Origin of the sequence: Limosilactobacillus urinaemulieris, assembly GCF_014838745.1 — a bacterium.
In the GTDB taxonomy this organism is placed as follows: Bacteria; Bacillota; Bacilli; order Lactobacillales; family Lactobacillaceae; genus Limosilactobacillus; species Limosilactobacillus urinaemulieris.
In genome coordinates, this window is the sequence record NZ_JABUXR010000004.1 from 52,612 (window position 1) to 78,888 (window position 26,277).

A 26,277-nucleotide genomic window follows, 5' to 3' on the forward strand; every position below is an offset into this window, starting at 1 on the left:
AATAATTGTTACATAGAAAAATTAAATTCTCCTCTTTTTTATTTTTCCGGTCGAGTTACTATTTGTAAGTACAAAGTAGAAAAGAGGATTTATTATGAAAGCTATTGGTTTTACACAACATTTAGACATTAATGACCCAAAAAGTCTATTTGAGTTTGAAAAACCTATTCCTTCTCCTAAAGGGCATGATCTATTAGTAAAAATTAACGCTGTTTCTGTTAATCCTGTTGATATTGGTGTACGACGCAGTGGACGGAAAAAATTAATGACACCTAAGATTATCGGTTGGGACGCTTGTGGTATTGTTGAAAAAGTTGGTACTCACGTATCACTCTTTAAGCCCGGCGACAGAGTATTTTACGCTGGCTCCTTTAAGCGTCCCGGAAGTAACAGTGAATATCAATTAGTTGATGAACGAATTGTCGGCCACGCACCAAAGACATTAAGTGATGACGAAGCAGCTGCAATGCCTCTTACATCATTAACTGCATATGAAGCATTATTTGAACAGTTATCATTACCAACTACTAGTTCAAAAAACAAGGATAAAACTCTGCTTATTATCAACGGTGCTGGGGGAGTAGGCTCAGTTGCAACTCAATTAGCAGCCAATGCAGGTTTAACTGTTATTGCTTCTGCCTCACGTCCTGAAAGCATTAAGTGGGTTAAAGCGCATGGTGCCAAGTATACTGTAAACCACAGGAATAATTTAGTTGATGAAGTACGGAAGCTTGGCCACAAATATGTAGATTATATTTTAGAACTTAGAGACATTGATAGTCACTGGAAAGAAATGTGTGAGTTAATCAAACCTGAAGGAACAATTACCTCAATCACCGAAAATAGACGGCCAATCAATCTGCGCCTCTTAACTCCGAAAAAAGCCACTTTTGCCTGGGAATGGATGTACACAAAATCTTATTACCATACAGACAATATGCAGACTCAACATATTATTTTGGACAAAATTGCACAGCTTCTTGATGAAGGTAAGTTAAAAGGAACATTAACGCAGTCACTTTCTCCTCTAAATGCAGATAATCTCCGAAAGGCACATAGTTTAGTAGAGAGTGGTCACATGATTGGAAAAGTAGTTGTTTCTAAATGGGAAAATTAGGTTTGTAATTAAAATAATAGGACTTAATAACACACATTTTAAAATTAAACCTTGCCAAATTAAATTTCTAATGGTATTCTAAGAAACATCAAGTACACGAAAGGAGAAAGATCAATGTTAGTATTTAATAACCAATTACAACAATCTTCCTCCTCAGCCTCTAGCTCTATTCGAGGCTGAGTGATTTTAGTGTACCTATAGAACGGTTTAATGAATTGCCGGGTTCACTTAATCATTTGGCACTTTCCAGATGATTAAGCGTGGACCCGGTTTTTATTATGCCGATTTTGAATTGGAGGAATGGCGATGAATAATCAACCAAAAGAAGAATTAAAACGGTCGTTAGGTTTTTGGTCGGCAATCTCGATTGTCGTGGGGACAATTATTGGTTCAGGGATCTTCTTCAAACAGGGTTCCGTGCTTGATAGTGCCGGTTCATCAACTTTAGCCATTGCTGCCTGGGTATTTGGTGGGATTATTACCCTAACTGGTGGTTTAACTGTTGCCGAAATTGGGGCCCAAATGCCATACACTGGTGGTCTTTACGTCTACATCGAAAACCTCTATGGCCGGATTCTTGGTTTTCTTGCCGGATGGATGCAAGTAATCGTCTATGGCCCCGCAATCATCGCTTCGGTTGCCGGCTTTATGAGTATCTTAATGGCCAATTTCTTTGGTCTTGGTACTGAATGGCGAATTCCACTGGCTGTTATCACTGTTCTGGCAATCGGTGTGATGAACCTTTTTGAAAACAAGGTTGGAGCAATCTTTGCCATTATTACAACGGCAGGGAAAATGATTCCAATCGCAGCAATTATTATCTTCGGTCTCCTCTTTGGTAACCAACATGCATTTGGTCAAACCGTTACCGAAGTTCAACACGCTACTGGTGGCTTTGGTGTCGCAGTTTTAGCCACCCTCTTCGGTTATGATGGTTGGATCCTAATCGCTAACCTTGGTGGTGAAATGAAGAATCCACAAAAATTACTACCAAAGGCAATTATCTTGGGAATTACAGCTGTCTTAGTAATCTATACCCTAATTACTATCGGAATCCTCAAGTTCCTGCCAGCTAACTTAATCCACCGTCTTGGTGAAAACGCCACTGCATACTTAGCAACCAAGGCATTTGGTGCTATTGGTGGAAAGCTCCTCTCAGCCGGAATTATTATCTCAATGATGGGAACCCTTAACGGGAAGATGATTACCTTCCCCCGAATCGTTTACGCAATGGCGCGTCGTGGTGATCTCCCATTCTCGCGTTTTCTCTCGTTCGTTACACCAAAGGGAAAGTCGCCAGTCGTTGCCACATTGTTTATCGTGGCTCTTGCAACCGTGATGATGTTCTTCTTTGATCCTGACCACCTCTCGGATCTTTGTGTCTTCACGGTTTACTGCTTCTACCTTTTAGCGTTTTTTGGCATTTTCATCCTAAGAAAGAAAAATAATGGTCCCCGTCCTTCAGCACCCCACTCTACCCACTCGTGCCAATTATTGCAATTGCCGGTGGAATCTTTGTTCTTGTCAGTGAAGTCTTCAACGATCCTGCCGGTGTCCTTCTCTTCATTGGAATCGTCATCGTTGGCCTTCCAATCTTCTATGCCGTTAAAAGAATGGATGCAAAGAGAATGTAGTAGAGTGTGAAGCCGTAAAAAGCTCCCGGATGATAACGATTTCTCTCGACGAAGGCGACTCGCGTCTAGGAGAGAGTTCGTTATCTTGAGGGAGCTTAGGCTGAACATGTTTCAGAGTGCCTTTGCCCCAAAGAGTTTCCGGAAAGCTAGCAATTTCTCCTGACGAAGGCGGCTTGCGCCTAGGAAGGAGGTTGCTAGCTCTAGGAAACTCGGGCGAAGCACGTTTTGACTTTGTTGCAGTAGAACTTCATCTAGGCGGAAGTTGCGGTCATGGCACATTTCAGCTCTGTCGCATAGAACCTGTCAAATAAACCTACAAGCCTAATAAAGGCCGAGAAAAGCAGTTTGCTTTTCTCGGCCTTTATCGATCTTAAATTTACTTAGTCTAATCGCGGTAAAGATCCATCTTTACTTCTTAAACATCTTGAACTCTAAGAACAGATCATTATACTCACCCAAAACACGTCGAGGAAGATCCTTATACGTCTGCAAGTGCTCCATTGTTGATTCCGGCGGATAGAATTGATGATCGTCAGTAACAGACCGTGGCAATAATTTCTTTGCAGCCCGGTTAGGGGTCGCGTAACCAACATATTCAGCGTTCTTAGCTGCATTTTCTGGTTGAAGCATAAAGTTAATGAACTGGTAAGCAGCCTGCTTATTCTTCGCTGACTTAGGAATTACCATATTATCAAACCAAACATTGCTCCCCTCACTAGGAACAACATAGTGTAAGTGATGGTTAACACTCATCATCTCCCGAGCATCCCCGGAATAAGTTACCCCGACAGCTGCCTCGTCCTGTTCCATATACATTTTCATCTCATCCGCGATAATTGCCTTTACGTTTGGCGTTAAAGCTTGCAGGTGGTGTTGAGCTTGCTTTAATTGCGAATAATTTGTCGTATTAACTGACTTTCCTTGAGTAATTAATGCCACCGCAAAAACATCCCGTGCGCTATCAATTAATAATAAATTATTCTTTAGTCGTGGGCTCCAAAGCTGTTCCCAGTGTTGCACCTCTTGTCCAGTAATTTTTTGATCATTATAGATGATTCCTAACGTTCCCCAAAAATACGGAACTGAATATTGATTTCCTGGATCAAAATCCTGATTAAGAAAACGGGCGTCAATATAACGCAGATTGCTGAGCTTCCGATGATCCAATGGCGCTAAAAGGTGTTCTTTTTTCATCCGTTGAACCGTATACTCACTCGGGACTACAACATCATAGTTTGTCCCGCCTTGCCGGATCTTCGTTAACATTGATTCATTACTATCAAAGGTTTCGTAGTCAACGTGATAGCCTGTTTGGCGTTCAAACTTCTTGATCAGCGCTGGATCAATATAATCTCCCCAGTTATAAACGGTCACGGTCTTTCCACCACTACCATTATTCTGCCGGTTCATGAAGTAATCACCCAATGCTAGCAAGCAGCATAGTGCGATGATTCCCAGGAGGGCGCCCCAAAGTTTTTTCATTGAGCATCCCCCTCCTTAACTGTAACAACGCGTTGACGACGGCCAGCATGTTTACTAACAAAGTAATACCCAATTACTAACGCCAAGGACACAATGAACATCAAAGTTGATAAAGCGTTAATTTCAAGGTTAACCCCCTGACGTGCCCGAGAATAAATCTCTACTGATAACGTTGAAAAGCCATTTCCGGTAACAAAGAAAGTAACCGCAAAGTCATCAAGCGAATAAGTCAGAGCCATAAAGTAGCCAGCCATAATTCCTGGCGAAATCGCTGGTAAGATTACCCGGGATAGTGCCTGCCACCTTGATGCGCCCAGATCATAGGCGGCATCGACCAAGGTTGGCGACAATTCATTAATCTTTGGCAGCACCATCAAAACCACAATCGGGATTGAAAATGCAATATGGCTTAAAAGCACTGAAACAAAGCCCAGACGAATGCCGAGAACAGTGAAAAAGATCAAAAAACTTGCCCCAATAATGACATCTGGTGAAACCATTAAGACATTATTTAATGACAACAAACTATTTCGCCAGGTTCCGTGCGTTTCTTTAATTGCCAAGGCCCCCAGTGTTCCAATAATCGTCGCAATTAAAGACGACAACACTGCAACCAACACGGTATTAATTACGATCGTAATCATCCGGGAATCCGCGAATAAGTCGGCATAGTGCTGAAGAGAAAAGCCGTGATAACGTTCCATCGTTTTTCCAGAACTAAAAGAGAAAATCATTAAATACAGGATCGGTGCATACAGGATAATAAACACTAACCCTAAATATAACTTGCCCCACGCGATCTTTTGTTTCATCTTAATGCCGACCTCCTTTCTCACGCGTATCACCAGTAATAAACATTACAATAAACATTGCGAGGATCAAAACAACCCCAATTGTTGACCCCATCCCCCAGTTTTGGGTCGTTAAGAAGTGCTCCTCAATCGCAGTCCCTAAAGTAATTACCCGGTTACCACCGATTAACCGTGTGATCATGAAGAGGGAGAGTGAGGGAATAAAAACTGCTTGAATTCCTGCTTTTACCCCGGGCATCGATAACGGAAAAACGATTCGCCGAAATGTTTGCCAAGAAGTCGCCCCGAGATCCTTGCTAGCATTTAATAATGAAGGATTAATCTCGATCAGTGCATTATAGATTGGTAGAACCATAAACGGAATTTCAATGTAGGCCGCAACAAACATAAAACTAGCGTCAGTAAATAGGAGCTGGTGACTTCCCAAACCAACAAATTGTAAAAAGTGGTTAATTGATCCCGTCCGTGAAAAGAGACCAATAAAAGCATAGGTTTTCAATAACAAATTAATCCACGTTGGCAGGATAACAATCAGCAGCCAAAACTGGCGATTCTGCAATTGAGTAAGAATATAAGCGGTCGGGTAGCTAATCACGAGGGTTACTACTGTAATCAGGGCCGCGTACCAAACGGAATTCAGGGTCATCTTTAAGTATGTTGGCGATGTTAGGTAATCTTGGTAATTGGCCAATGTAAAATGACTATTAATATCAAAAAATGATTGATAAAAAATCAATGCTAATGGTGCCACCACAAAGAGGATGATCCATAAAGCATAGGGAACAATGAACATTACTTTTTGCCGCATTAATTCTCATCCTCCTCGTAACTATCAAGACGAGCATCAAAGTCTTCTTCGGATTCGTTGTACCGCATTACGTGGATATCTTCGGGATCAAACGTTAAGCCTACCTGAGCCCCGACCCTTGTTTTATGGATTGAATTAATCTTCCATTCATGGTTCCGCTGATCGTGAGCGGTAATTTGGTAGTCAACTCCCCTAAAGAGCTGCGTATCAACAGTTGCCTTCAGCTTCCCCTGATCAACCGTGGTGATGTCTAAGTCTTCTGGTCGAATTACAACTTCAACCCTTTCGTTAGGCTTCATCCCGGCATCTACGCACTCAAAGTCCTGACCATTAATATTAACAACGTAGTCCTTCTTCATTACTCCAGGAACAATATTACTTTCGCCAATGAAATCAGCAACAAAATGGTTTAACGGTTCATCATAAATATCCACCGGAGTTCCCGTTTGCTGAATCTTCCCATCATTAATAATCATGATTTGGTCACTCATCGCCAACGCTTCTTCCTGATCATGGGTGACAAAGATAAAAGTAATTCCCAATTGTCGCTGCAACTGACGTAATTCTCGTTGCATATCAACCCGCAGTTTATGATCAAGGGCTGATAAGGCTTCATCAAGAAGAAGAACTTTCGGGCGTTTAACAATTGCGCGGGCGATTGCTACCCGTTGACGCTGACCACCAGACATCGCGGTAATTTCTCGATTACCATAACCATCCAACCGAACAAGGTGCAGGGCTTCCTTTACCCGTTGTTGGATCGCCGTCTTTTTTACTCCCTTAATTTGAAGCCCAAATGCCACGTTTTCAGCGACATTCATGTGCGGGAATAAAGCATAATCTTGAAAAACAGTATTTACTTGTCGTTTATTGGCGGGAACATTATTGATCGGCTGCCCATCAAAAAGAATTTCACCACTGCTAGCTTGATCAAATCCGGCAATGATCCGCAGAATTGTTGTTTTTCCCGAACCAGATGGCCCAAGCAGGGTATAAAATTTTCCCGCTTCAACCTCAAAGTCAATGTCACGAAGAACAACATTATCATCGTAATGCTTACCAACATGTTTAAATTCCAAGATATTTTTTGCCATAATCTTCCCTCACGGTTTATTTACTTCATCGTCCATAGTTAGCCAATTAATTATACTCTTTATTTATTTCCCCGGTAGTTACAATGCAATGACAATTTGGATTTATAATGAAGAGTGTGAGCCAGCAGAGGACTTGCGGAAAGCCAGCAGAGCGTGAAGCCTCGCAAGGATGACTAGAACTTTATGGATATAAGGTTCAATCAGCTACTGCGGAGAGAGGTCGTTATCTTGAGAAAGCTTAGGCTGAACGCGTTTAGGCTATGTTGCAGTAGAATGATGTATAGTTAAGTGTTACAAGCATTTTACTGTAACATATCCAGTTTCTACTGCAACAAAGTCAAAACGTGTTCCCTCGGAACTCGCTAGAGCTAACGACCTCCGAGAAGTGGTGCAAGACACCACTCCCCGGAGAAATCGTTAGCTTTCCGCGAGTTCTTTGCGAGGTCACACTCTATACCGCAACTTCCGCCTAGATGACGTTCTACTGCAGCTAAGTTAAAACGTGTTCGCAGGGAAGCCCCTATAGACAACAAACTCCCTCCCAGATGCTTTCAGCATCCAGTCGGGAGAAATTGTTGTCTTACGGGCCTTCTTTGCCTGCTCACACTCTATCATAATGAGGTGCTCTTCATGAAAATTAACCAATTTAGTATTACTAAGACAAGTTCTGAACAAAATTACGTGAATTAAAGAAACTCCATTTACTGAGAGCTAATGAAGCAACGGAGCTGGATCCAACCCAAATGTGGCTCACTCTCCTTGCCCGTACTCACATGGCAAGCGAGCAGCCAATCGCGGTTCGCCAATGGCTTCATGATCTCCTTGCCACCCCAACCCTTGCAATTGACGAATGGCTTGAAAATGATCAGCCGTTAACAACTGATGTTTTTTATCTAGTTGCACTTCAGCTCCTTCATTTCGAGCCAGAAATTGACTTTGATCTTAACCATCCCCTTGAAGACTGGGCACACATTGGCCTCCCGTTTGCTCAACACACTAGCTGGTCAACGTTAGATGTCCTAGAGGCCTTTTACCTGCTTCTCAATACCCGCAATAAGAATGGTCAGTCATTTATTGATCAACTAACGAGCGAAGGCTTCCTCACCTGGTCGTACCAATTACCGGCGTATAAAAAGCCACTGTACCTTAATGGCAAGCCGCTTGCCTCCATTGATCCAGCCAAGTTTATTCGTGAAGTGGTTTACGTTGAAACCGATATGGACACCGATTACGATGGACAAGCTGATCTTGTTAAAGTTGAAATTCTCAGGCCAGTCGATAGCAATAATGGTTTAAAGGTGCCGGCCGTCTTTACCGCTAGTCCCTACAATCAGGGAACTAATGATGAATGGGGAGAAAAAGTAACCCACCATGTTAATCATCCGTTAATCCATAAGGTTGCCGGAGAAAATTCTCCTACCGAACCAACTTTTCCAAAGCAATTCACCCATCGTGAAATTAAGGGCGAAAGTAAACGCGCCACAGAGAGTTTTGCGGAAACACCAGCTTATACCCTGAATAATTATCTGGCAGCACGTGGTTATGCAATTATCTACTCTGCGGGGATTGGGACTAAAGATTCTGATGGGCTTCAAACATGTGGCTCGCCCGAACAAACCGACTCAATGAAAGCTGTTGTCGAATGGCTTCATGGTGATCGAATTGCGTTTACCGATCGGCATAGCGGGATTAAAATCAAGGCATGGTGGTGTAACGGCAATGTTGCAATGACTGGACGATCCTATCTTGGAACCCTGGCCACCGCCGTTGCGACAACTGCTGTTCCCGGATTAAAGGCAGTCATTAGCGAAGCGGCAATCTCATCATGGTATGATTACTACCGTGAAAACGGTCTTGTTCGTGCTCCAGGCGGCTTTCAGGGTGAAGATGCCGACGTTCTGGCCGATGAAACATTCAGTCGAACAAAGCGGCCAGCTGACTACCAACGAATTAAGGAAACAAATGATAAATATATTGACGGGCTTGCACAAGCAATGGACCGGAAGACCGGAAACTATAATCAATTCTGGGCTAACCGTAATTACCGACCAGCAATCAAAAAGATTAAGGCAGCCGTCATGATGGTTCATGGGCTAAATGATACCAACGTCAAGCCAAGCAACGTTAAAGCCCTCTATGACGAATTACAAAAGCTTCCCGTAACCAGCAAGCTAGTCTTACATCAAGGTCAACACATCTATATCAACGCCTTTCAATCCTTAGACTTTTCTGAAATGGTTAACTTATGGCTAGCCAATAAACTTTGGGAAAAGGACAACTATGCAGACGAAACTCTACCAAAAGTGTTAGTTCAAGATAATACGCAACCTGAAACTTGGTGGAAATATAATGAATGGACTGCCGGGAACGCAAGAAGGCTCTATTTTAATAAGACGGAATTAACCGCTAATGATCCGCAACTTTCTTTGGAATATCAGTTTAATGATCACCAAACTGCTGAAACTTTTGAAAAATGGTGTCGGAATATTAATGACTGGCAAAATTCGTTAATCAAGGACCACGGAAAGTTCTCCTATAAATTAATGACAGCACCAGTAAAAGAAGATCTTTTGCTTCGGGGAACACCTGAAGTTACCGTTACCGTTGCTTCTTCGACTGATCACGGGATGCTTAGTGCTCAATTAGTTGATTTGGGCACTGCTAAGCGCTTAACGAGCTCGCCAGTTTTAATGAATCGCAACGTCCTCCAGTTAGGTTTTCATTGGGCAAGCGATGATCTCCGGGAATTTCGTTTACAAGCAAAGACTAGTGACTACAAGGTAATTGCTGACGGTCATATCAACCTGCAAAATCGTCATAGTGCCAGTCAAGTTGATGATTTAGCAGCAAATCAGTTTGTGAAAGTTCACTTTGAGCTTCAACCGCTTTTTCATCACCTGCTTAAGGGTCACCGCCTCGGTCTGGTTATTTATAGCACTGACTTTGGCGCCACTCTTCGCGGTAATGAAGAGATTACCTATACTGTTAAAACGGCCGATAGTTCCTTGTTGATTCCGGGAGTAATGACGCTCTAGTTTCTTCCACCAATCGCTTATTTTTCACAAGTAAACTTATCCTGTGCTAGAATAGTTTGTATATTGTATTAATATGCAGGCAAAGGAGAGATTGAGAATGCAAACAGGAACAAAGATTATTACCCTAGATAACGGTTATCACCTGTGGACAAACACTCAAGGCGAGGGTGACATTCACTTGTTAGCTCTTCATGGTGGTCCTGGTGGAAACCATGAATACTGGGAAGATGCCGCGGAACAACTGAAAAAGCAAGGACTAAACGTTCAAGTTACAATGTACGACCAACTGGGCTCGCTCTATTCTGATCAGCCCGACTACTCAGATCCTGAAATTGCCAAGAAATACTTAACCTATGAATATTTCTTAGATGAAGTTGATGAAGTTCGTGAGAAATTAGGACTTGATAACTTCTACCTCATTGGTCAAAGCTGGGGCGGTCTCCTTGTTCAAGAATATGCTGTTAAGTATGGTCAACACTTAAAGGGTGCCATCATTTCATCCATGGTCGACGAAATTGATGATTACGTTAAGCACGTCAATGCGCTTCGGGAAAAGACGCTTTCTAAGGAAGCCGTTGACTTTATGAAGGATTGTGAAGCGAAAAATGATTACAGCAATCCGAAATATCAAGAGTATGTTCAGGTAATGAACGAAAACTACATTGACCGGAAACAACCTTCTAAGCTTTACCACCTTAAAGATCTTGGTGGCGATGCGGTCTACAACGCCTTCCAAGGTGATAACGAATTTGTAATTACCGGAAAACTAAAAGATTGGCATTTCCGTAACCAGCTTAAGAATATTAAGGTTCCAACCCTGATTACCTTTGGTGAACATGAATCAATGCCACTCGCTACCGGGAAAAAGATGGCCGAATTAATCCCAAATGCTAAGTTTGTTACCACACCAAACGGTGGTCACCATCACATGGTTGATAATCCAGATGTTTACTACAAGCATCTCGCTGATTTCATTCGGGATTGCGAACAAAACTAAAGATAGTTCAGAAGCTGAGAAAATTCGAATTGGTTTTCTTGGCTTTTCTTATTCTTTGCGTTACAGATATTGATATTAGTTAATTCCTAACCATAATTGGTATACAATAAGAATGGAATACTTAAGATTGCGAGGTTTACTTTATGGCACACCAAATTACAAATTTCATTTTTGATATTGATGGGACACTCATTAATACTTATGAGAAATACATGCCACCAATGATTGATGTAATGGAAAAGCATGGCTACCATGTTCCTGCAGACCAAGTTGATTCTCTCAAGCGAAAGCTCTTCGGTATCACCGGTGCTGATTCTTTACGTCAGGGCGGTGTCAAAGAAGAGGATATCCCCGAAATGGTCGATGAATGGCGCGCGTTATCTTTCCAACGCGAAGATTTAGTAACGGTCTTCCCCGGAATCAAAGAAATGATTATGGGACTAGCTGCTCGTCCTGATACAAAATTGGCAATTGCAACATCTAAAGTTCGCGAAGATTATCAAGAACACTTTGTCAATGATTACGACTGGACGAAATATTTTGATGTTGCCGTAACTGAAGAGTTAACTAGCAACCACAAACCGGATCCTGACCCAATCTTGCTGGCAATGGACAAGCTTGGTGCCCGTCCCGAAAATTCAGTTTACGTTGGTGATACGATCAACGATCTGAAAGCTGCTCATAATGCTGGCATTAAATTTGCTGGGGCACTATATGGATCATCACAGCCACAGAACATTCAGGACGCCGATTACCCGCTCCAAGAGCCACAGGACTTATTGAAGATTGATTAGAAATAATCGAAGCTGAGAATCAAGTAGACTCGGTAAGGTTAAAAACTAACAATTATAGAAAGGTGACATAACAGAGGTTATAAATAGCTTCTGTTATGTCACCTTTACTCTATGTTTCCTTACTTCTTAAATAATTGCGCCATCTTGGCTGCAACCTCAGGATCAAGGTTGTCAGCAAGGGTTCCGGTATTATCAGTTGCTGTTGTTTGCTGACTGTTCTTAATTATTTCGGCTAGGTTATCAGCAACCGCTTGTTCACCAATCTCAATCGGGTTAATAGTAAGTCGCCCACCGGCAGCATCAGCATGACCGCCACCATTAAAGTATTTCTCAGCGAACTTAGCAACATCAAGTTTCCCGTTACTTCGTAAGGAAACACTGACCGGGCTAATTACCAATGCGGCATCGACATCAGGATGCTGGATCAGCAATTCATGAGCGATTTCCGACTTATAATCGTCAGCATAAACAAATCCTAGTTGGTGTCCAGCAATCTTTGTAATTAAGGTATCCTTCAAATGGCTCTTTAGGTATTTTGCCCGCCGTTCATTAAGTGTCTTAATCAAAAGCTGATTTTGCTTTGCATATTCTTCCCAGCCAACACTAAAGACGTTCGCAACGAATGATGCCGAGTCTTGCAGAGGATAAAACCAGAATAATTGGTCAAAGTTATCAGCAGCAACTCGTTCTTCTTCACTAATATTTGGATCATTTTGCCAATCCCATGTGTCATAAGCCCGAATAAGTTCTACAAGATATTCAAGCTGTTGTCGTCGTTCTTCACTTAATTCTGCGAAATGCGGCTGTTTTGTTAACCAATCCCAGACAAGACTCGTTGCACTAGGATTTACTTGCGGATTTGTCGGTCGAATACTGTTAGCTGAATGCTGTTCTCGTAATTCAGCCTCGGTTTCATGATGATCAAATACCAACCAGTGGTTAGCAAAATTAGCGTTTAGTTGCTTAAACGTATAATCACTATCTGGTGTCATATCCATAATGTAAACATCTGTGGCGCGACTTGCTTCTGGAGTCTGCAGCCATTTAGCAAATTCTTCATCAATCCGGCCTGCACCACAATTGGTAAGATCGAATTCACAATGAGAAAACATCGTCTCTTTGACCGTTTCTAGTAATAGCGGTGCGCCAAAACCATCTAAGTCGTTGTGTGAGAAAATTTTAATTACCTGATTTGCCATGCTTAATACCATTTTCTTTGCTTAATCCTAACCAATTATACCAAGAAGCTTATTCATATGTCCTGACACTTTCAAAACTTCTTGGTATGATTATTATTAGTAAGCATTTAGAAAGGATAAAGTACTATGCAAATATACGATTATCGTCATGAGTTGATCGAATTACTAGAAAATACCAGTAGCGACCAGCAAAGTTTAAAGCAAACACTCCAAAGTTTAAACACCGTAATTAATATTTTAAATCATTACGAAGAACCGAAATCATCATTCCGGAAGCCAAAACAATTTTTCCAACCTGAAAATCAGGCAACCCGACCAGCCCCGCGGATTAGGCAGGCAAGTCATTCTTCTCTGCTTACCGGTCCGGCACACGAGGTGACAACCAGTTCTCTCAAACGGCCAGTCACTCCCGAACCAGTTACGGTCGAAAAAGTTTCTCAAGAAGAGCGACTAGCAGCAGATGATCTTTACCTTGTTCACCGAAAATTAAGTGGTGCTGAGATTAATCACCATTATTACAACGAAGCATTGATTCATTCACTTCACTTTCCGCTTGAAGACGGTGACATTGTTCAACTCGATCCCCAACAAACGGTTCGTGGTCTGCCCACAATTCGTCGAGTGACTGCTGACCACTTAGATGATTACGAACCAGAAAAGATTAAAGTAATTGAATATGCCGAGCTTAGCAGTGTTCCCGGTTCAGATGTCTTGCAAATTAATGCTACGCTAAAGGGTAATTCAATCTTGGACGAAAATTCGGCTAATACGATCGTTATTGATCCCTTTAAGTTCCCTGGGCGGAGTCTTAAGGCCGGAATGGTGGTCGACTACGCCTACTTTGACCATGGAAACGGTCTTGAAGACGCTAAGAATGGATCGATTCGCTGGATCCACGAAAAGCAGGACTTCGACACAACTAAACAACCTGCCAAGCCTAAGCAAGTGAAGAAACCTGTCCATCCGCGACACGATTACGAAAAGAAGTTGGACTATGATCTAAAACAACGCATTGTTCTCTTAATTACCGGTGATCGCGAGCGTTCACAAGAATTAAAGGCAGTTGTTGATAAGCACCACGGGATTTATCATGCCCTTGATGCTTCCATGGAAGATAAGGTTTCGAGTAGTAAAATGAAACGCGAAATTCGTGAGGCTGACTTCGTTGTGGTCTGCATTGATAAAATTCATCACCGAATTAGTCAACTGGCAAATCACCATGCTAAGCGTTACGAGAAACCATTGGCAATCGCGAACACAACAACCAATACCGCTGTCGAACGAGCAATTGCACGGGCTTTGAATGGTGACCCTGCCTATGCACAGACAAGCGAAGACATGGCTAATTATCAGAAAAAATAAAAAAATTCTAAAAAACTTGTTGACTTTTATTAAAAACTAGTTAGAATAATAAACAACAATTTAATTATTCGATCGCAATGAGAAAGAAGAGTAAATTAGCGATATCCATTAGCGAGTCTCGTTAGGTGGAAGGAGACAGGTTCAACGTTAATCGAAAATCACTTTCGAGCTTAAGTCTTAACTCATAGTAAGACTTAATGGTAGCACCCATTAACGTGCCAGCGTATCGCTCAGTCCCGGGCTGTACGTGTAAGGTATTATCAGTAATGATGATACAAAGATAGGGTGGTACCACGCTCGAGCGTCCCTTAACCAAAGTAATTTTGGTTAAGGGACTTTTTTGTTGGGATCAAAGCAATTATTTAACGTTTTTCCTAGGAGGGAATTGATTATGCAGGATTTAACAACAAAAAAGTTAACATTTAAGCAATACTTAGTTGTTGCTTCGTTACTATTCGGGCTATTCTTTGGTGCCGGGAACTTAATTTTCCCGCTTCACCTTGGACAGTTAGCTGGTGCGAATTGGGGCCCAGCTGCTCTTGGTTTCTTAGTTACCGGGGTCTTACTCCCATTACTTTCCGTTCTTGCCATTGCTGTCACCCGTGCTGAAGGGGTTTACGATGTTGGTCGACCACTCGGTACAGCATTTGCTCTGGTCTTCATGGTCTTGATTCATGCTACCATCGGTCCTTTATTCGGAACTCCCCGGACAGCAACCGTTTCATTTACCGTTGGTGTTGCACCATTCGTACCAAAAGCTGCTCAAGGCTGGTCACTATTACTTTTCTCAGCAGTGTTCTTTGTCTTAGCATTTGCCTTTTCTTACAAGGAAAACAGCATTCTTTCAAACGTTGGTAAAGTTTTGAACCCTGTCTTCTTGGCACTTTTATTCTTAGTCTTCGTGGTTGCCTTCGCTAATCCGTTGGGAAACCCAGCTACTGCACCAGTAACTAGCGCTTACGTTCACAGTGCCGTTACTAATAGTTTCCTTGAAGGGTACAACACAATGGATGCTCTAGCAGGTCTTGCCTTTGGGGTTACTGTTGTTACCGCAATTAAAGGGATGGGCGTTCGTCGTCCAGGTGCTGTTTCAAAGGTTGTTACAAAGTCTGGTGTGCTCGCAGTTGGTGCCATCGGTTTCATCTACCTTCTCCTAATCGTCCTTGGTGCAATGTCACTTGGTCGCTTTAAGGTTTCACCTGATGGCGGTGTTGCTTTCAACCAATTAGTCAACGCTTATGCAGGTGCATTTGGTCAAGTTGTTTTAGCATTCCTATTAACTGTTACTTGTTTAACTACTGCTGTTGGTTTAGTTGCTGCCTTTGCTCAAGACTTCCACAAGCACTTCCCAAAGGTTAGCTACCATACTTGGTTAGCACTTAGTTGCCTTGCTTCATTCTTAACTGCTAACTTCGGTTTGGATCAAATCATCGCTTGGTCAACACCAATGTTAATGTTCCTTTACCCACTATCAATGGTCTTAATCGTCCTTTCAGTTGCTTCACCACTCTTCCATCGCGATGGCGTTGTTTACTTCTTCGTTGTCCTTTTGACTGTAGTTCCAGCACTTGGTGATATGGTTGTTGCTTTCCCAGCTGTTGTAAGTCAAAGCTCATTTGGTCTCTGGGTAGCTGGTGTGCGGAAGATGATGCCACTTGCCTCAATGGGCCTCTCATGGGTTGTTCCAGCACTTGTTGGTTTAGTTGTTGGTCTCCTTGTCCACTTCTTCCGGCGTAACCAAGTTAACGTTAAGCAGACAGAAGTTGATTAGTTTAATCTAGTAATCGCCATTAATTAAAAACTCCAATCTAAAAAGACTCAGTTCAGAATGTCACCATTCTAGACTGAGTTTTTTTGTAATCTAACGTTCTACGAAAACTTGCTTTGCCCGAGTTTCCTAGGGCTGGCAACCTCCGCCTACTGCAGCAGAGTCGAAACGTGTTCCCTCGGAACTCGCTAGAGCTAACGACCTCCGAGAAGTGGTGCAAGACACCACTCCCCGGAGAAATCGTTAGCTTTCCGCGAGTTTTTTGCGAGGTCACACTCTACTTTAAACGTGTTCGCAGGGAAGCCCCTATAGACAACAAACTCCCTCCCAGATGCTTTCAGCATCCAGTCGGGAGAAATTGTTGTCTTACGGGCCTTCTTTACCTGCTCACACTCTATTTGTCATACTTCTCCAATCCAAATTTTTGGATGGCGTAGATGAGTTTGTTGGCGTAGTTGGGGTCGGTAGCATAGCCGTTCTTTTGGAGTTCTTGAGCGGCTTTTCGGTAATTAGTATTGGTGCGGACACCATCGAAGCGGTGATGGTTGTCTCTGGTTCCATTAACAATAATGTTGGTATGCGCCTTAATTGAATCATCCCATGTTTGGTAAACCGCAAAGTATTGAGGAATGTACCGTTGCTTACCATTAATGTTTTCAATGGTATACATCCGTACCTTATCTTCACCCTTACTTGCCTTCATGCCGAACAAGTTGTTGTATTTATTGCCGAGCCGACTGTTTCCCCACTGGGACTCTAATCCAGCTTGCGCAATTGTAATACTTACTGGAATGCCATACTTCTTCTGTTCACGCTGTGCTGCTGGCGCTACCTGAGAGACAAATTGTTGGACAGTCATGTTTTGATCGTGAATTTGTCGCGGGTACCCCGACAATGGACTATTCTTAATGGTTAGCCCACAAATTGTAAAGACGACAACAAGAAAAACGATTGTAATTGCAGAAATAATTTTAGTTTCTTTTTTCATATATATTCCTCTTTGACTTTGACTAAGTATTCGCGCTTATTATAAACAATCATTTACTATAAAGCGAGAAGTTTTAAGACTTCTTTAATAAGTCCTTTTTGACATCATTAAAGTGCTTGACATCGGTAACCTTCATCTTTGGGAAGTTCCTAATCAGCCGACGTTGGTTCCAAGAAAGGTGCTGGTTAAACCGTCGCGTATCTTCACTATTAATAATCTCTTCCCGCCAATTAGCCAGCCGCTGCTTTAAGCGCTGTTCTTCCGCAGGCTTGGCTTCTTGGATCAGTACCCATTACAAGAACGATTATGATTGCTAGCCAACCATGCGTCAGCGCTTCTTCCCAATTAATTATTCGCTGGATAAAAGGTTGGATGTACTTAACTAAGAAAACAACACCGATCCCCCAGAACAATGATATTTCTGGAGCGACTCTTCCTTGGATGTTTCCTTTCAGTTTAGAATAATCCCAGAGCTTCATATGAAAGACTTTCTCCAAAAAGAGACTCGCAAAATATTCAAAGATGCTAGCAACAATAAAGCCAACAATAAATAGGAGAATTAAATTATTTTTAACGGGCTCTGCTGTAATTAAAATCGTGGTAACAGCAAATCCATAAACGGGGCAATATGGACCAAAAAGGAATCCACGATAGGCATAGTGATGATCCTTAATCGAACAATAAAAGGTTTCCCATAGCCAGCCAACTACCGAATAGGTAAAAAATAAGACAATAATTTCTGAAATTGAGTAATGCATGGTCCGGCACCCTCCCTTCATCAATTATTGTCTCATATTTTTTACTTTAAGCTAAGTTTTTCAACATTAAGGATCTTATCAAGCCAGCCTTCATAGAAACTTTGTTCGTGACTAACTAAAATTAAATTTCCCGGGAAATTTTGTAATGCCGTTTTCAACCCTTCCTTGGTTTCATCATCAAGGTGGTTTGTTGGTTCATCCATTATCAAAAAGTTAGACGGGGTTAGCTCTAAAATCGCCAACTTAACTTTCGTTTGCTCGCCACCTGAAAGCAAGTGTAACGGCTTCATTGTATTTGCCGCATTAATTCCTGCCCGAGCTAGCTTTTGCCGAATAGTTTTGGGCTGCATCGTTGGAAACATATTTTGAATTGTCTGTAATGGGGTTAATGACGGGTCATCCCATTCAAGATCCTGATCAAAGTAGTTAACCTTAGCGGATGGTGAAAAAGTTGCCGTTCCGCCAAACGCAGGAATTTTCTTTAAGATTGACTTAATCAACGTTGACTTCCCAACACCGTTAAATCCTGTAAAAAGCAGCTTTTCTCCCATCGTCATTGAAAATGTCACGGGCGCTAACAACGGGTGACCATAACCAACAGAAAGGTTTTCTACCCGAAGCGCATTCGCGGATCCAGTATTTTCATACGGGAACTTAAAAGTGGCCTTTAAATTATCTGCCGGTGGATCAATCCGCTTCATCCTGGCCAGCATCTTTTCCCGTGACTTAGCCATCGTTGACTTTGAGCCCGCCTTATTTTTTCGAATAAACCGCTCAGCCTTTTCAATAACAACTTGTTGCTTTTCGTATTCTCGTTCTTGGGTTTCCTTCCGCTCTTCCTTTTGGCGCATTGCCTGTTCAAAGCTTCCCCGGTACTTAGTAATTTTGCCGAAAGCAACATCACAGATTGTATTCGTTACCTGTTCCAAAAAATCATAATCGTGAGAGATGATCATCGCTGCCCCATCGAAGTCATTCAAGTAGTCAATCAGCCACTCAATGTGAGCTGTATCAAGGTAGTTAGTTGGTTCATCAAGCAGGATTACGTCAGGCTTCTCAAGTAACATTTTCGCCAGGATAATTTTAGAACGCTGACCACCACTCATTTCGGAGACAACGTGGTCCTTCCCAATTTCGGTCAATCCTAACCCATTCATTACTCGCTCAACTTCGGTCTCAATATCATAGAAATTATGAGCATCCAATTGTTCTTGGAGCCGACCAGCCTTAGTTAACAGCTCATCATCCATCTTTTGAGCATATTCTTCGTACAGCTTATTCATCCGGTCATTAATTTCATAAAGATCAGCAAAGGCGGTGTGAAGAAACTTGATCAGGGTCATCCCCTTAGGAATATCAACATACTGATCTAAGTAGCCGATCTTGACGTTTTTGGCCCAAGTTACCGTTCCCGAAACCGGGAGAACTTTCCCAATCAAAATCTTAATTAAGGTACTTTTACCAGCACCATTTTGACCGACAATTCCCATATGCTCATGTTTTTCAAGTTGAAAGCTAGCGTCATCGTAGAGTTGCTTATCCGCATAACTCATTGTCAATCCCTTGACATCTAATACTGCCATGTCTTCTCTCCTCATTTTTCCGTTTAAACTGCTTAATATGGTAACACAAATCAAATTTCTCTCCAAACTGATTATTAAAGGAATCTCATCTTTACCTTGACATCCAGATCATCCTTCGCTAAACTATAAGCAATCTTAAATGAACGGAGAATGTTAAATGATTATGTCTCACACTAACAAGTTAAATACTTGGCAAAGCCGGTAATTCGGGTTGAGTTCGTCATGGATGCAACCTGAGATAACAGATTGCATCTGTGCCGGCTGAGAAGTGATCATTTATTCAGTCTGCATGGATCCAACATGCAGGCTTTTCTTTTTCCAAAAAGCGGAGAGCCCCTTGCATGTGGTTCCCCGTTTTTTCTTTAGGGAAGGAGTATTATCTTTATGAAAAGAATGTCCGCAGTCATTATCCTGCTGCTTGGCTTTCTCGGTATTGCCTTTTTCACCGAAAACGGTGGTGTTGTTAAGCAACGAGTTCCAAAAGTCGGGGTATTAACCTTGATGCATCACCCCGCCTTAGATCAAATCTACAAGGGGTTTGTCGATGAGCTGGCGAAGGAAGGTTACCACAACGGGAAGAACATTAAAATAGAATACGAGAATGCCAACGGTGACCAGAGTAATCTTAAAACGATGGCCAATACATTAACGAATAACAATCCAACGGTTCTCTTTGGAATTACTACCCCCGCTGCTCAGGCGCTCGCCAATTCTACCACTAAGACGCCAATCATTCTCGGTGGGGTTTCTAACCCTCAAGGAGCCGGCTTAGTAAAGAATAACCAACACCCTGGTGGCAACATTAGCGGTGTCTCCGATTTAGCACCAGTTCACCAGCAACTAACCTTAATCAAGCAATTCGTTCCTAACCTTAAAACTCTCGGGGTAATTTACACTTCTAATGACAGCTCTGGTGTTACTGGCTACCACCAAATTGCCCGTGAATGCAAGAAGATGAACATTAGGCTAAAAGCATACTCGATCTCGAACAGTAACGATTTAAACCAGGTTTCCCAACAAATGGTAAGTCAGGTCGACGCGGTGATTGTGCCAACCGATAACACGGTTGCTGGTGCAATGCAGACACTGGTTAAAAATGCGGACGCTGCTAATAAGCCTGTCTTCCCTGCTACTGACACCATGGTTAAACAAGGCGGCGTTGCTACATACAGCGTTAACCAATACAAGCTTGGTGTAATGGGAGCAAAAATGACCGTAAAAGTCCTTAAGGGAAAGAAAGTTGGTAACCTCCCAGTTGAATACGTTCGTCGCGGCGAACCAGTCCTTAACCTTAAGCAGGCACAAAAACTCCACTTACAAATTCCTGCCCAGTTCGAACACGAAGCACAAACAAAGGGGGAAGTATACAAATGAATCTAATCGTCTCATCTATCGGTCAAGGATTATTGTGGGCATTACTCGGTCTTGGTCTTTACCTTACATTCCGGATCCTTGATTTTTGTGATATGACAGTTGAAGGAACTTTCCCTCTTGGTGCCGCCACCGCAGTTACCGCCATTGCAAACGGAATTAACCCGTTTTTAGCAACGTTATTGGCGATCGGTGCTGGAATGATTGCTGGCCTAATTACCGGTCTTCTTTATACTAAGGGAAAGATCCCAAGCCTCCTAGCTGGAATCCTGACCATGACCGCAATTTACTCCGTGGATTTACGGATCATGGGGAAATCTAACATTTCATTATTGGGAAAGCCAACACTTTTTAATGGTAATTTTCTTCGTCAACTTCCCCAATTCTTTGATAGTGTAACTGTCGGCTTAATTGTGATTATCATCGTAACGATCCTAATGATGATCTTTCTCGCCACCGATTATGGGCAAGCATTCATTGCAACCGGGGATAACCCCACAATGGCAAAGTCGTTAGGAATTCACACCGACAAAATGATTAATGTTGGCTTAATGGTTTCCAACGGGATGGTTGCTCTCTGTGGTGCCCTCGTTGCCCAAAGCAATGGCTATGCTGACGTTAATATGGGGATTGGGACCATCGTTATTGCCTTAGCTTCAATTATTATTGGTGAAGTGGCCTTTGGTGACCTCACTCTTAACCAGCGGCTCGTTGCAGTGACCCTTGGTTCAATCATCTATCGCCTAATTTTATTGGCAGTATTACAACTCGGCTTCTCCGCTAACGACCTCAACTTAATTTCTTCAATTGTCCTTGCAATCTGCATGATGCTACCACAATTGGAAAAGGTTGTTAATTTAAAAAAGCCAATCTTGAAGGGAGTGCAACCACATGAGTAAGCCCATTTTAGAATTAAAAAATGTCAAGACAGTTGTTAATAAGGGAACTGCAAACGAAACCACGATTCTCAAAGGAATTAATTTAAAAATTAACGAAGGTGACTTTATTACCATTGTCGGCACTAACGGGGCCGGTAAGTCAACCCTCTTCAATGTTATTGGCGGGAACCTCCATGCTGACAGCGGACAGATTCTTCATAATGGTAAGGACATCACCCGTTCAACTGAAGAACAACGAACGTCCTTTCTTGCCCGCGTCTTTCAGGATCCAAAGCTTGGAACAGCTCCCCGGATGACCGTTGCTGAAAATATGCTGCTCGCAACAAAGCGTGGTGAAAAACGTCACCTGATTTTGCGAAAACTAAAGCAAAATATGGAACGGTTCACCAAATTAGCTGCCACGATGAATAACGGGTTAGAAAACCGAATGACCACCGCAACCGGAGCCCTTTCTGGCGGTCAACGGCAGGCGCTTAGCTTTTTAATGGCTACTCTCAAGCGCCCTGATATTCTACTATTGGATGAACATACTGCTGCTCTTGATCCGCATACGAGTTTAAACCTCCTCCATGCCACTGATGAGCGGATCAATCAGGATCACCTGACAGCTCTGATGATTACTCATCACCTAGAAGATGCCTTAACATACGGTAATCGGTTAATTGTCCTAAAAGATGGCCAAATTAAAGCCGACTTTAAGGGCGAAGCAAAACAACAGCTCACCACTGACAAACTCTACACCTATTTTGAAGATTAACCTTGTAAATATTCCAAAAATGATATATATTAAAAATTGAAATATATCGTTTTTGGAATGTTGGAGGTTTAAATCATGAATTATTGGCTTCTTTTTGTTACCTTTATTGCCGTTAATCTAGACTTCTTCTTTATCTTGCTTTGTCTGGTCAATAAATATCCATTGCGAGACGTTATCATCGGTTACATGATTGGGGTCGCTCTCCTAGTTACTGCTAGTTTTGCTGCTGGAAAGGTACTTACACTCTTCTTTCCTGAATGGCTCCTTGGCTTCCTTGGGATTTTACCAATTTACATGGCACTCCATGACAACGATGAAGATTCTAACCAACAATCAGCCACTCGATCACCAATTCTGATCGTTCTCATAACATACCTTGCAGTTTGTTCTGGTTGTAACCTCTCGATCTTCTTACCAATCCTCACGGGAATCTCACTCAATCATTTTGGCTTGGCTTTAAGTTTCATTCTCACCCTCACCATTCTCGTTGTAATTTTGATTAAGGAAATTGGTAAACTATCACCAGTCGCCCGGTTCATGGATAAATATAGCGAACTGCTAATGAAAATTATCTACATTGGAGTCGGAATATATGTCTTCTTCGATAGCGGACTGATTCGTCACTTGGCACAGTGGGTCGGTCTGGTATAATATTCACCAAAAAGCGATGGAGGCCTTCACCTGTGGAACAACCAGATGCCTTAATTAACGAAGCGGCAAAGATTTACAAAGTATTAAGCAATAGCACAAGAATCAAAATCCTCTACTATCTCCGTCACCAGACTGATGAGGTTGATGTAAAAACAATTGTTAATGATCTTGGTCTTGCCCAACCAGTGGTTTCCAAACAACTCGGAATCCTCCGGCGTTACCAACTGGTTTGTTCCCGTCGCTCTGGCACCCGTGTCTTCTACATTCTTGACGATCCCCACATTATGGAATTAACGGATGACATGATTGCTCACGTTAAACACGAAATCAAAGGCGAACCTCACCCGAAGAATTTGTATTAGGGAGAGAGAGTGCGAACCGCGACGGACTAGCCACCGAGTACTAAGGAATCCCGGACGATGATTGCAAGACAATCAAGGACGGGATAGTTAGACGGAGGTGGCGGTCGCGGTGAACAGTTCTTTGCTATGTTGCAGTAGGAACGATTAGCTCGAGGAAGGTTAGGCTGAGCACGTTTGAGAGAAAGTACTAGCTTCCTTGCACTACAATATCAATATCCTTTAAGATAATAAGAGGCTAAGAGTATTCTTGGTCTCTTTAATAATTTAAACAATTTTTAACGGGAGGATTATTTGTGAATAACCTATTTGAGCGTACTTCGATTAAAAAGGCCTATTTTACTCTTGCACTACCGGTAGTGTTAAGCATGGCTGTAACGCTTATTTATAATCTGGTTGATACTTTCTTTGTTTCTAAGACTGGTAACCCTGACCTAGTTGCTGGAGTATCTCAGGGAGCGCCAATTTTTACCTTGATGATTGCGATTGGTGATATTTTCGGTCTTGGTGGCAGTTCATTAATTTCACGGCTTTTCGGTGAGCGTAAGGATCAACTTGCAAGAAACGTTTCCGGCTACGCTTTCTATTACTCAATAGCCTGTGGAATTGTTGTTACAATCATCCTATTAGTCTTTCAAAATCCAATCCTTCACCTACTCGGTGCCTCACCTAGTACCTGGAAATACGCCCGTGAATATTACCTGGTAATCGCTTGGGGAGCGGCATTTATCATCTTCGGGTTGTCACCAACCAATATTCTTCGAACGGAAGGCCTCGCGATCCAGTCAATGATTGCCTCAATGGCTGGAACAATCATTAACATCTTCTTAAACCCGATCTTTATTTTCACCTGTGGATTAGGAGCTGCCGGCTCTGCCCTGGCAACGGTCACTTCAAGTGTGATTGCAGATATTATCATGATCTACTACCTCAGAACGAAGAGCAAGAAACTGACGACCTCAATTCATGAAACGAAAATTAGCCGGCATTACCAACTTCAGATCTACGCCATCGGGGTTCCCGCATCGATTACCAATATCATGGTCTCCTTTGCCACTGCAATGACTAACCGCTACTTAATTTCATATGGAGCCAATAGCGTTGCTGCAATGGGGATTGCGATGAAAGCTAATTCAATCATTATTATGATCATGGTCGGTTTTGCCTTTGGTGCCCAACCATTAATTGGTTATGCCTACGGTGCCCGAAACGAAAAACGTTTTTACGAAATTATCCATTTTGATTTATTCGTTATTTCTTCAATTAACGTTGTCTTAACAATCCTTCTTCTTATTTTTGCTCCTGAAGTAATTCGTATCTTTATGAATGATCCGGTAATCGTTAAAGAAGGAGCCTTGATGCTTCGCTGGTTATCTATAACAACTACTTTAGCTGGGATAATCCTGGTATTTACCACCGCTTTCCAGTCAATGGGAAAGGCTGTCCCGGCTTTTTGGTTATCATTCAGTCGTCAAGGATTAATCTTTGGCCTAGCTATCGTTATTTTAGCTCATTTCTTTGGTTATACGGGAATCTTAGCTGCTCAAGCATGTTCAGACGTGCTAACTTTGATTTTGGGACTAATCTTCTACAAAGTCTATGAACCACACTTTGATAGAAAGGAAAGCTGAATAATAAAGCTTTTTAAGTTTCCGATTGGTTCGCCATAAAAAGAAGACTAAAAAAACTTGGGGACGGAAAAAATTTTCCGTTCCCAAGTTTTTTAGATTTTTCTTGAAAAGTAATGATCCAACTTTGCTTCAGGGTAGAAGCCCGTTACCTTTTCTTTAGCAACGCCATCGCGAAAAAGGATCAGGGTTGGGATGCTCATTACTTTGTATTTAGCAGCCATTTCTTTATTATCATCAACATTCAACTTCAAAAACTTAATTTTACCGGCATACTTTTTTTCGAGGTTTTCCAATGCCGGAGCCATCATCTTGCAGGGGCCACACCAGGGAGCCCAGAAGTCAACCACCACCACTGGAGCAGAGCTAGTCAACTCAGCAAAAGTCTGGTCAGTCACAACTATTGCCATTGCTATTCTTCCTTTCGTTTTGGTTGACGAAGATAGTGAATGATCATCGTAACGACAAAGACAATGAGGACAAATGCCCCAAAGTAACCGGATGGTATTTCAATGTCAATTGCCGGAATAGTTAAGAAGAGCTTAATTGCAATAATGAAAATTAAGACATACGCCATTGGTTCCAGTTCTGGAATCTTCCGCATTAACTTCATAATAATTTCAGCGACACCACGCATACATGCAATCCCAATAATCCCTCCGATTAAGACGATTACTGGATTATTTGAAATTGCCAAAGATGCCAATACGGAGTCAATTGAGAAGATAATGTCCATCATTTCAATCTGGGCAACTACCGACCAAAATAGCTTTCTTCCCGTTAAGTTTCCGCCTAAACGATGAATTAACGGTTTTTTCTCTTTCTTTTGCTTATGAGAAAACTTGGCACTGAAGAATCGGTACACTAAGTACATCAGGTAAACAGAACCAAGAACCTTAATTTCCCAAAAGTGGATCAAGTAGGTTCCTAACCCAATAACCAGGAACCGGAAAATATACGAACCCCAAATCCCGTAGAAAAGTGATTCTTCCTGTTCCTTTAGCGTTGGCAAGACTCGTGTTTGGGCAGCCAACACAATTGCATTATCGACCGAAAGCAAACACTCAATTAATACTAAGGAAAGGATAATCAACCAATCCTGTCCTGAAGTAATTACCATTGCCCAATTATGACCATCAAAGAATGGACCATAAAGCTTTTCTAAAAGTGACAATCAATGT

General features: G+C 42.2%; 20 protein-coding genes, 3 pseudogenes and 1 other annotated feature. Of the genes and pseudogenes, 13 read left to right on the forward strand and 10 right to left on the reverse strand.

What is annotated here, in order from left to right:
* The first annotated feature begins 94 nt into the window (after window positions 1-94).
* Window positions 95-1,117: a zinc-binding alcohol dehydrogenase family protein gene (locus HUK45_RS03075; RefSeq protein ID WP_191911039.1), complete on the forward strand. Its 1,023-nt coding sequence runs from the start codon at window positions 95-97 to the stop codon at window positions 1,115-1,117.
* A 306-nt stretch (window positions 1,118-1,423) separates the two neighbouring features.
* Window positions 1,424-2,751: pseudogene (locus HUK45_RS03080) on the forward strand (APC family permease).
* 408 nt (window positions 2,752-3,159) lie between these two features.
* On the opposite strand, the gene HUK45_RS03085 reads toward HUK45_RS03080, so the two are convergent.
* The 4 genes from HUK45_RS03085 to HUK45_RS03100 are packed head-to-tail and all read right to left on the reverse strand — an operon-like array spanning window position 3,160 to window position 6,947.
* A complete protein-coding gene (locus HUK45_RS03085; RefSeq protein WP_191911040.1) occupies window positions 3,160-4,233 on the reverse strand; it encodes an ABC transporter substrate-binding protein in 1,074 nt (357 codons plus the stop codon).
* Window positions 4,230-5,045, reverse strand: coding sequence for an ABC transporter permease (locus tag HUK45_RS03090; RefSeq protein WP_191911041.1), 816 nt, complete (start codon window positions 5,043-5,045; stop codon window positions 4,230-4,232). The genes HUK45_RS03085 and HUK45_RS03090 overlap by 4 nt, the downstream gene beginning before the upstream one ends.
* A 1-nt stretch (window position 5,046) precedes the next feature.
* Window positions 5,047-5,853 carry an ABC transporter permease gene (locus tag HUK45_RS03095; RefSeq protein ID WP_191911042.1) on the reverse strand — a complete coding sequence of 269 codons (807 nt, stop codon included), beginning with the start codon at window positions 5,851-5,853 and terminating at the stop codon, window positions 5,047-5,049.
* Window positions 5,853-6,947, reverse strand: a complete 1,095-nt coding sequence (locus HUK45_RS03100; protein WP_191911043.1) for an ABC transporter ATP-binding protein — start codon at window positions 6,945-6,947, stop codon at window positions 5,853-5,855. Before HUK45_RS03100 ends, HUK45_RS03095 begins: the two co-directional genes overlap by 1 nt.
* A 630-nt stretch (window positions 6,948-7,577) precedes the next feature.
* Here HUK45_RS03100 and HUK45_RS03105 point away from each other — a divergent pair.
* The 3 genes and pseudogenes from HUK45_RS03105 to HUK45_RS03115 all read left to right on the forward strand — a co-directional run bounded on the left by HUK45_RS03105 (window position 7,578) and on the right by HUK45_RS03115 (window position 11,773).
* Window positions 7,578-9,982 (forward strand): annotated as a pseudogene (locus HUK45_RS03105) (Xaa-Pro dipeptidyl-peptidase).
* Between the two features lie 97 nt (window positions 9,983-10,079).
* Window positions 10,080-10,979, forward strand: a complete 900-nt coding sequence (locus HUK45_RS03110; protein WP_191911044.1) for a proline-specific peptidase family protein — start codon at window positions 10,080-10,082, stop codon at window positions 10,977-10,979.
* Window positions 10,980-11,122: 143 nt separating this feature from the next.
* On the forward strand, window positions 11,123-11,773 hold the full coding sequence (locus HUK45_RS03115) for an HAD family hydrolase (RefSeq protein WP_191911045.1): 651 nt from the start codon (window positions 11,123-11,125) through the stop codon (window positions 11,771-11,773).
* 119 nt (window positions 11,774-11,892) lie between these two features.
* Here HUK45_RS03115 and HUK45_RS03120 read toward each other — a convergent pair whose 3' ends face one another.
* On the reverse strand, window positions 11,893-12,972 hold the full coding sequence (locus HUK45_RS03120) for a DHHA1 domain-containing protein (RefSeq protein ID WP_191911106.1): 1,080 nt from the start codon (window positions 12,970-12,972) through the stop codon (window positions 11,893-11,895).
* Window positions 12,973-13,098: 126 nt separating this feature from the next.
* Here HUK45_RS03120 and HUK45_RS03125 point away from each other — a divergent pair, with 126 nt between their 5' ends.
* A complete protein-coding gene (locus HUK45_RS03125) occupies window positions 13,099-14,334 on the forward strand; it encodes a DUF2325 domain-containing protein (protein ID WP_191911046.1) in 1,236 nt (411 codons plus the stop codon).
* A 68-nt stretch (window positions 14,335-14,402) separates the two neighbouring features.
* Window positions 14,403-14,646, forward strand: a binding site (T-box leader).
* Window positions 14,647-14,725: 79 nt separating this feature from the next.
* Window positions 14,726-16,105, forward strand: a complete 1,380-nt coding sequence (gene brnQ, locus HUK45_RS03130; protein WP_191911047.1) for a branched-chain amino acid transport system II carrier protein — start codon at window positions 14,726-14,728, stop codon at window positions 16,103-16,105.
* Between the two features lie 391 nt (window positions 16,106-16,496).
* On the opposite strand, the gene HUK45_RS03135 is transcribed toward brnQ, so the two are convergent.
* The 3 genes and pseudogenes from HUK45_RS03135 to HUK45_RS03145 form a co-directional block, all read right to left on the reverse strand.
* Entirely contained in the window at window positions 16,497-17,090 is a 594-nt protein-coding gene (locus HUK45_RS03135) for a glycoside hydrolase family 73 protein (protein ID WP_191911048.1), read from the reverse strand.
* Between the two features lie 73 nt (window positions 17,091-17,163).
* Window positions 17,164-17,848, reverse strand: a pseudogene (locus HUK45_RS03140) (putative ABC transporter permease).
* A 41-nt stretch (window positions 17,849-17,889) separates the two neighbouring features.
* The gene (locus HUK45_RS03145) at window positions 17,890-19,431 is read right to left on the reverse strand and encodes an ABC-F family ATP-binding cassette domain-containing protein (RefSeq protein WP_191911049.1); all 1,542 of its coding nucleotides are present in this window, start codon (window positions 19,429-19,431) and stop codon (window positions 17,890-17,892) included.
* Between the two features lie 384 nt (window positions 19,432-19,815).
* Between HUK45_RS03145 and trpX the strand changes: the two genes are divergently transcribed.
* The 6 genes from trpX (at window position 19,816) to HUK45_RS03175 (ending at window position 25,099) form a co-directional block, all read left to right on the forward strand.
* Window positions 19,816-20,805: a tryptophan ABC transporter substrate-binding protein gene (trpX, locus tag HUK45_RS03150; protein WP_191911050.1), complete on the forward strand. Its 990-nt coding sequence runs from the start codon at window positions 19,816-19,818 to the stop codon at window positions 20,803-20,805.
* Window positions 20,802-21,701 carry an ABC transporter permease gene (locus tag HUK45_RS03155; RefSeq protein WP_003716517.1) on the forward strand — a complete coding sequence of 300 codons (900 nt, stop codon included), beginning with the start codon at window positions 20,802-20,804 and terminating at the stop codon, window positions 21,699-21,701. The genes trpX and HUK45_RS03155 overlap by 4 nt, the downstream gene beginning before the upstream one ends.
* The gene (locus HUK45_RS03160; protein WP_191911051.1) at window positions 21,694-22,458 is read left to right on the forward strand and encodes an ABC transporter ATP-binding protein; all 765 of its coding nucleotides are present in this window, start codon (window positions 21,694-21,696) and stop codon (window positions 22,456-22,458) included. The genes HUK45_RS03155 and HUK45_RS03160 overlap by 8 nt, the downstream gene beginning before the upstream one ends.
* Before the next feature lie 75 nt (window positions 22,459-22,533).
* Complete coding sequence (locus HUK45_RS03165; protein ID WP_191911052.1) at window positions 22,534-23,109, forward strand: cadmium resistance transporter; 576 nt, start codon at window positions 22,534-22,536, stop codon at window positions 23,107-23,109.
* A gap of 32 nt (window positions 23,110-23,141) precedes the next feature.
* Complete coding sequence (locus HUK45_RS03170; protein ID WP_191911053.1) at window positions 23,142-23,471, forward strand: ArsR/SmtB family transcription factor; 330 nt, start codon at window positions 23,142-23,144, stop codon at window positions 23,469-23,471.
* Window positions 23,472-23,764: 293 nt separating this feature from the next.
* Window positions 23,765-25,099, forward strand: coding sequence for an MATE family efflux transporter (locus tag HUK45_RS03175; RefSeq protein WP_191911054.1), 1,335 nt, complete (start codon window positions 23,765-23,767; stop codon window positions 25,097-25,099).
* Between the two features lie 92 nt (window positions 25,100-25,191).
* Here the strand turns inward: HUK45_RS03175 and trxA are convergent, their stop codons facing one another.
* Together trxA and HUK45_RS03185 are read right to left on the reverse strand one after the other, a co-directional pair.
* Window positions 25,192-25,506: a thioredoxin gene (gene trxA / locus HUK45_RS03180; protein ID WP_191911055.1), complete on the reverse strand. Its 315-nt coding sequence runs from the start codon at window positions 25,504-25,506 to the stop codon at window positions 25,192-25,194.
* Window positions 25,507-25,508: 2 nt separating this feature from the next.
* Window positions 25,509-26,270, reverse strand: a complete 762-nt coding sequence (locus HUK45_RS03185) for a DUF475 domain-containing protein (RefSeq protein ID WP_098044522.1) — start codon at window positions 26,268-26,270, stop codon at window positions 25,509-25,511.
* Between the last annotated feature and the right edge of the window lie 7 nt (window positions 26,271-26,277).